Origin of the sequence: Synechococcus sp. BA-120 BA3 (assembly GCF_034931285.1) — a bacterium.
GTDB lineage: Bacteria > Cyanobacteriota > Cyanobacteriia > PCC-6307 > Cyanobiaceae > Cyanobium.
This window is the reverse complement of record NZ_JAYGHZ010000072.1, coordinates 1-6,714: the sequence shown is the minus strand read 5'-3', so window position 1 is coordinate 6,714 and position 6,714 is coordinate 1. Positions and strand designations below refer to the sequence as shown.

Sequence of the window (6,714 nt, the reverse complement as noted above, 5' to 3'; positions counted from 1 at the left end):
GGGGCCCTCCCTCAGCCTGCTGGCGGACGGGGTCGACCAGGCGGCCCCCTTCTTCGAGACGCCGCAGCCGGATGAGGCCGCCCTGGCCCTGCGGACCGACGCCCCCAGCCGCGCCGCCCTGGCGGCCCTGCTGGAGCAGCTGCCGGAGGGACCGCTCGAGGCCGAGGCCGCCCAGGCGCTGCTGGGGGCCGCCGCCACGGCCGCGGGGGTCAAGAAAGGGGTGCTGATGAAGGGCCTGCGGGCCGCCCTGCTGGGCAGCCTCAAGGGGCCCGACCTGCTCACCACCTGGCTGCTGCTGCACCGGCTCGGCAGCGACCGGGAGCGGATCGCCACGGCCCTCTGACCCTCAGTCGTCGAGGGCGCCGTAGATCGGCTCCACCCGGATCGCCTGGACGCTGCCGGCCCGCAGCACCAGGAACTCGCTGGTCAGGTCGCTGATCGGCACGTTGACGAAGGTGTCGAGGGCCGCCGCGTTCAGCACGCCGCCGTACCAGTTCTGGAAATCTTCGAGGGTGTTGAAGTGCACCTCCTGGTGGTGACCGCCGGTCAGGAACAGGTGGATGGCGTAGCGGCGGGGGGTGCGGGCCATGGGGCGGCGGCGGCTGGTCGCCCACAGGATGGCCCATAGGGCCGCAACAGGCTTGTGGCCGGTCGGTAGAGGGGATGGAGCGGGGCACCGGAGGCGGTGAGGCCCAGACACACCAGCCTGGAGCGGTGGGGTTCCAGCAGCTGCAGCACCCGTTCGTCCTGACCCGAGCGGCGGCCGCCGTTACCCCAGCCCAGCCAGATCGGCGGAGTCGCCTCGCCGGCCTGCAGCCGCCGCCGGATCCAGGCCGGATTGGCGGCGCCCACCGGATCGGCGGCCAGGGCCAGGGCGGCAGGGCGGGGGCTGATGCGGGCGAAGAGGTTGAGCACCTCCAGGCCGCCGTAGCCCCAGCCGGCGGCGAAGGCCATCAGCCGCCGCAGGGTGGGGTCGTCGTGGCGGTGGTCGGCGCGGGAGGGGTTGAGGCCGATGAACAGCAGCCGGCTGCCCCGGGGCTCCCAGACGCGCTCCAGCCACCAGCGGTACTGGCCGCAGCGACTGAAGACGGCCCGGCCGGTGGCGTTCACGGCGCTTCCGGGCCGCCGGATGGCAGGCTGTGGCGGCCAGCGGACGGATCCCGGAAACGGCCATGGAGCGGGACAAGCCCCTGTTGCTGCTGGTGGACGGCCACTCCCTGGCCTTCCGCAGCTTCTACGCCTTCGCCAAGGGCGGCGAGGGGGGACTGAGCACCAAGGACGGGGTGCCCACCAGCGTCACCTACGGCTTCCTCAAGGCCCTGCTCGACAACTGCAAGGGCCTGGCCCCCCAGGGGGTGGTGATCGCCTTCGACACGGCCGAACCCACCTTCCGCCACGAGGCGGACGCCGCCTACAAGGCCCACCGCGAGGAGGCGCCAGAACACTTCTTCGCCGATCTGGCCAACCTGCAGACCATCCTGCGGGACTGCCTCGACCTGCCCCTGTCGATGGCGCCGGGCTACGAGGCCGACGACGTGCTCGGCACCCTGGCCAACCGGGCGGCGGGCGAGGGCTGGCGGGTGCGGATCCTCTCCGGCGACCGCGACCTGTTCCAGCTGGTGGACGACGAGCGCGACATCGCCGTGCTCTACATGGGCGGCGGCCCCTACGCCAAGAACAGCGGCCCGACGGAGATCCGCCGGGCCCAGGTGATCGAGAAGCTGGGGGTGCCGCCGGAGGGGGTGGTGGACCTCAAGGCCCTCACCGGCGACAGTTCCGACAACATCCCCGGGGTCAAGGGGGTGGGTCCCAAGACCGCCCTCACCCTGCTGAAGGCCCACGGCGACCTGGACGGCATCTACGCCGCCCTCGACCAGCAGAAGGGGGCCCTCAAGACCAAGCTGGAGACCGACCGGGAGAACGCCTTCCGCTCCCGGATGCTGGCGGAGATCCTGGTGCAGATCCCGTTGCCCGAGGAGCCGCGCCTGGCCCTGGGGCGGGTGGACAGCGAGGGGCTGGGGGCGCGGCTGAGCGAGCTGGAGCTGTTCAGCCTGGTGAAGCAGACCGAGGGCTTCGCCCGGCTGTTCTCTTCGGAGCCTCCCGAACCCGCCACCGCCAGCGCCACCGCCGAGCCTGCCGCCAGCGCCACCAGCGAGTCCCCGGCCCCGGAGTCCGCAGCCCCGGAGCCCGAGGCCGAAGGCGGCCTGCCCGAACTGCGGCCGCAGCTGGTCACCAGCCCCGAGGCCCTGGCCGCCCTGATCGAGCGGCTGATGGGCTGCACCGACCCGGCGGCACCGGTGGCCCTCGACACCGAGACCACCTCCCTCAATCCCTTCAAGGCGGAGCTGGTGGGGATCGGCCTCTGCTGGGGGGAGGGCCTGGCGGATCTGGCCTACGTGCCCATCGGCCACCACAGCCCGCCCGCCGCCGACCTGCTCACCGCGGCGCCGCCGGCGCCGGAGCAGCTGCCCCTCGATGCGGTGCTGCTGGCCCTGGGACCCTGGCTGGCCAGCACCAGCCACCCCAAGGCGCTCCAGAACGCCAAGTACGACCGCCTGATCCTGCTGCGCCATGGGCTGCCCCTGGCCGGTGTGGTGATGGACACCCTGCTGGCGGACTACCTGCGGGATGCCAACGCCAAGCATGGCCTGGAGGCGATGGCGGCGCGGGAGTTCGGGCTGCACCCCACCACCTACGGCGATCTGGTGGCCAAGGGGCAGAACTTCGCCGACGTGCCGATTGAGGCCGCCGCCCGCTACTGCGCCATGGACGTGCACCTCACCCGGCGCCTGGGGGCCGTGCTGGCGGGGCAGCTGGCGGCGATGGGGCCCCAGCTGCCCCTGCTGCTGCAGCAGGTGGAGCTGCCCCTGGAGCCGGTGCTGGCCCAGATGGAGGCCACCGGCATCCGCATCGATGTGCCCTACCTCAAGGAGCTGGCCGTGGAGCTCAGCACCACCCTGGCCCGACTGGAGCAGGAGGCCCAGGCGGCTGCGGGGGTGGACTTCAACCTGGCCTCCCCCAAACAGCTCGGGGAGCTGCTGTTCGACACCCTGGGCCTCGACCGCAAGAAGTCGCGGCGCACCAAGACCGGCTGGAGCACCGATGCGGCGGTGCTGGAGAAGCTGGAGGACGACCATCCGGTGGTGAAGCTGGTGCTGGAGCACCGCACCCTCAGCAAGCTGCTGAGCACCTACGTGGAGGCGCTGCCGGCCCTGGTGGAGCCGGAGACCGGGCGGGTGCACACCGATTTCAACCAGGCGGTCACCGCCACCGGGCGGCTGAGCAGCAGCAACCCCAACCTGCAGAACATCCCCATCCGCACCGAGTTCAGCCGCCGCATCCGCAAGGCCTTCCTGCCCCAGGAGGGCTGGCGGATGATCAGCGCCGACTACTCCCAGATCGAGCTGCGCATCCTCACCCACCTTTCGGGTGAGCCGGTGCTGGTGCAGGCCTTCAACGCGGGCGACGACGTCCACGCCCTCACCGCCCGGCTGCTGCTCGAGACCGACACGGTGACGCCCGAGGAGCGGCGGCTGGGCAAGACGATCAACTTCGGGGTGATCTACGGCATGGGGGCCCAGCGGCTGGCCCGTGAAACCGGCATGGGCCAGGCGCGGGCCAAGGAGTTCCTGAGCCTCTACAAGCAGCGCTACCCGAAGGTGTTCCTGTACCTGGAGCTGCAGGAGCGGCTGGCCCTCAGCCGCGGCTACGTGGAGACGATCCTGGGGCGGCGGCGGCCGTTCCAGTTCGATCCGGGCGGCCTCGGCCGGCTGCTGGGCAAGGATCCGCTGGAGATCGACCTGGAGGTGGCCCGCCGCGGCGGCATGGAGGCCCAGCAGCTGCGGGCGGCCGCCAATGCTCCGATCCAGGGCTCCAGTGCCGACATCATCAAGCTGGCGATGGTGGGCCTGCAGCAGGCGCTGACGGCGGCGAACCTGCCGGCCCGGCTGCTGCTGCAGGTGCACGACGAGCTGGTGCTGGAGGCGGCCCCGGAGGCGCTCGAGGAGGTGCGGGAGCTCACCCGCCGCACCATGGAGCAGGCGGTGCAGCTGCTGGTGCCGCTGGCGGTCGACACCGGTGTCGGCCCCAACTGGATGGAGGCGAAATAGCCGCCTGAGACCACCTGGCGGTGGGGTGGCATCCCGGTGACAGCACGGTGTCGCCATCCCACCAGCCGCCGGGCACCACGATCAAGCCGATTCGATGGGAGCGACCCGACAGTCATGGGGCCCAGCCAAGAGGCACGGATCCCATGGCCAGCCCCACCCCCAATCAGGACGAGAACCTCGTCACCGGTCCACATCCCTTCGCGGGGAATTTCCACAAGACCCTGCCCCACAACCGCTTCGGCGAGGTGGACGTGGCCGCCTACCGGCGCTTCGAGCGGACCTGCGTCGCCATCGAGGCCGGTGCTCCGATCAACTTCGAGAGCGTGGCGGAGGGCCCGGTGGCCCCGTCCTCGCCGGATGTCCCCCAGACGGCGTTCAAGATCAGCTCAGGCGACACCCCCGCCATCCAGGAGCTGGGCATGGCGGCCGCGAAGCTCACCAGCCCCCTGGCCGGCGCCGCGGCCGAGGGTTTCGGGCCCGACCCGAAAACCCTTGAGATGCCACCGGCACCCAGCATCCAGTCGATCTCCGCCACCGCGGAAATGGTGGAGCTGTACTGGATGGCGCTGCTGCGCGACGCGCCCCTGGTGGCCTTCCAGTTCGACCGCACAGCCCCCGAAGGCGGCTATGCGGACGTGGGCGGACACGACGGGGAGCTGGGCTACGGCGTCGCCAGCCGGATCGGGACAGCCCGCCAGGCGGTGAACCGCTGCTTCGATGCCGCCGTGCGCCTCGACAGCGATCCCGGCCGGCTGTGCACCCCCCTGGATCTGGCGCCGGGTGGCGGCGGCGCCCGCATCGACCTTCACACCCTCTTCCGCAGCGGCCTGCCCGGTGAGGACGCCGGACCGCTGCTGAGCCAGTTCTTCCTGCAGAACGTCGGTTACGGCACCCAGACGATCGACCAGAGCCAGGTGCCCTACATCGCCAAGCGGGATTTCCTGGTCACCCACGGGGACTGGCTGCTGGCGCAGAACACCGGCAAGGACGCCTATGGCCGGGATTACGGCAACGGCAACAATTACGGCGACCAGCTGCACCGGGGTGCCAGCTACTACCCGCCGGGCAACGGCCGCCGCCTGATCAGCACGATGCGTGACCTGGCTCGGTTCGTGAACCGCGATGCCCTGCATCAGGCCTACTTCAATGCCGCCCTGTTCCTGCTCAACATCGATGCCCCCGTGGATGGTGGCAATCCCTATGGCGGCAACCGCTTTTCCCGGGAGGGGGCGTTCGCCTCGCTCGGTGGACCCGACCTGCTGACGGTGGTGTCCGAGGTGGCCAGCCGGGCGCTGAAGGTGGTGTGGCGGCAGAAGTGGCTGGTGCACCGGCGCTGCCGGCCGGAGGTGTTCGGCGGTCTGCTGCAGATGGAGCGCAACGGCTACGAGGGCTGCCTGCGGGACTACGGCCTCCAGACCTCGGTGCCCACCGTTCCGGACTTCCAGGCCGCCGTGGATGACACCCTCGCCGCGGTGAGCGCCCACAACGCCTCCCTTGCCGGCGGCGCCGCCACGTTCTTCCTGCCGATGGCCTTCTCCGCCGGTTCCCCCAGCCACCCGGCCTACGGGGCGGGCCATGCCACCGTGGCCGGCGCCTGCGTGACGGTGCTCAAGGCCTGGTTCGACGAGGACGCGCGGCTGTGCGACATCTACGCAACGGCCAATGCCAGGGCCGGAGCGCAGCGGGTGGGGCCCAAGGATCCGCCCGACTCCCCCGACCCCAACCCCCGCCTGCAGCTGCTGCAGCCGGGCTACCGCCGGACCGGCACCGACCTGGAGGCCTTCGGCCCGCCGATGCCCTACCCCCCGGCGGCGTCCTCCGACGCGGAGCGGATCACGGTGGGGGGCGAACTCAACAAGCTGGCCAGCAACGTGGCCATGGGTCGCTCGATGGGCGGCGTCCACTGGCGCAGCGACAACACCCGCAGCCTGCGCCTGGGCGAGGAGGTGGCGATCGAGATCCTGCGCAAGCGCTCCGCCGAGTACGCCGAGCGGCCGCTTTCGTTCCGGTTCCGCTCCTTCGACGGCAAGCCGGTGCAGATCGTCCAGGGGGTGGTGCTGCGGGACTGATGGCGGCGAGGTTGGCTGGCGCAGGTAGGCTGCGCCAGCCGTGCCGCCGCCATCGATGCCCCAACCGGTGCGGGTGCTGCTGACCGGCCGCCAGGGCCAGCTCGGACAGGCCCTGCTGGCCAGCGCGCCTGCCGGCATCGACCTGATCGTGACGGGCCGGCAGGAGCTGGATCTGGCCGATCCGGCCGCCTGCCGGGCCGCCGTGGCGCAGCACCGGCCCGACTGGGTGCTGAATGCGGGGGCCTACACCGCGGTGGATCGGGCCGAAGCGGAGCCGGAGCTGGCCGAGGCGGTCAACGCCGGAGCCCCCGGGGCCTTCGCTGAGGCCCTGGCCGAGTCCGGCGGACGGCTGCTGCAGGTGAGCACCGATTTCGTCTTCGACGGGGAGCAGGGCCGTCCCTACGGCCCGGAGCAGGCCCTGGCCCCCCTGGGGGTCTACGGCGCCACCAAGGCGGAGGGGGAGCGGCGGGCGGCGGCCGCCCTGGGCGCCGATCGCCTCTGCCTGCTGCGCACCAGCTGGGTGTACGGGCCGGTGG

5 protein-coding genes and 1 pseudogene are annotated in these 6,714 nt (G+C 71.8%); 4 read left to right on the top strand and 2 right to left on the bottom strand.

What is annotated here, in order from left to right:
- Positions 1–343: pseudogene (locus VB737_RS04840) on the top strand (glutamate--tRNA ligase); the annotation flags it as partial.
- Positions 344–346: 3 nt separating this feature from the next.
- Here VB737_RS04840 and VB737_RS04835 read toward each other — a convergent pair.
- Positions 347–589: a hypothetical protein gene (locus VB737_RS04835; protein WP_323306210.1), complete on the bottom strand. Its 243-nt coding sequence runs from the start codon at positions 587–589 to the stop codon at positions 347–349.
- Positions 547–1,110 (bottom strand): DUF1643 domain-containing protein, encoded by a 564-nt coding sequence (locus VB737_RS04830; RefSeq protein ID WP_500311600.1) that lies wholly within the window; start codon positions 1,108–1,110, stop codon positions 547–549. The genes VB737_RS04835 and VB737_RS04830 overlap by 43 nt, the downstream gene beginning before the upstream one ends.
- Before the next feature lie 62 nt (positions 1,111–1,172).
- On the opposite strand from VB737_RS04830, the gene polA reads away from it, so the two are divergent.
- From polA to VB737_RS04815, 3 genes are all read left to right on the top strand, one after another.
- Positions 1,173–4,109: a DNA polymerase I gene (polA, locus tag VB737_RS04825; RefSeq protein WP_500311598.1), complete on the top strand. Its 2,937-nt coding sequence runs from the start codon at positions 1,173–1,175 to the stop codon at positions 4,107–4,109.
- A 143-nt stretch (positions 4,110–4,252) separates the two neighbouring features.
- Positions 4,253–6,178: a phosphatase PAP2 family protein gene (locus VB737_RS04820; protein ID WP_500311595.1), complete on the top strand. Its 1,926-nt coding sequence runs from the start codon at positions 4,253–4,255 to the stop codon at positions 6,176–6,178.
- Positions 6,179–6,233: 55 nt separating this feature from the next.
- A partial coding sequence (locus VB737_RS04815) for an SDR family oxidoreductase (RefSeq protein WP_500311593.1) occupies positions 6,234–6,714 on the top strand: 481 nt, incomplete at its 3' end.

What these genes read in the sequence shown, in the direction of transcription:
- VB737_RS04820 (WP_500311595.1), top strand. Translation starts at nt 4,253, where the DNA reads ATGGCCAGCCCCACCCCCAATCAGGACGAGAACCTCGTCACCGGTCCA.
- VB737_RS04835 (WP_323306210.1), bottom strand. Translation starts at nt 589, where the DNA reads ATGGCCCGCACCCCCCGCCGCTACGCCATCCACCTGTTCCTGACCGGC.
- polA (WP_500311598.1), top strand. Translation starts at nt 1,173, where the DNA reads ATGGAGCGGGACAAGCCCCTGTTGCTGCTGGTGGACGGCCACTCCCTG.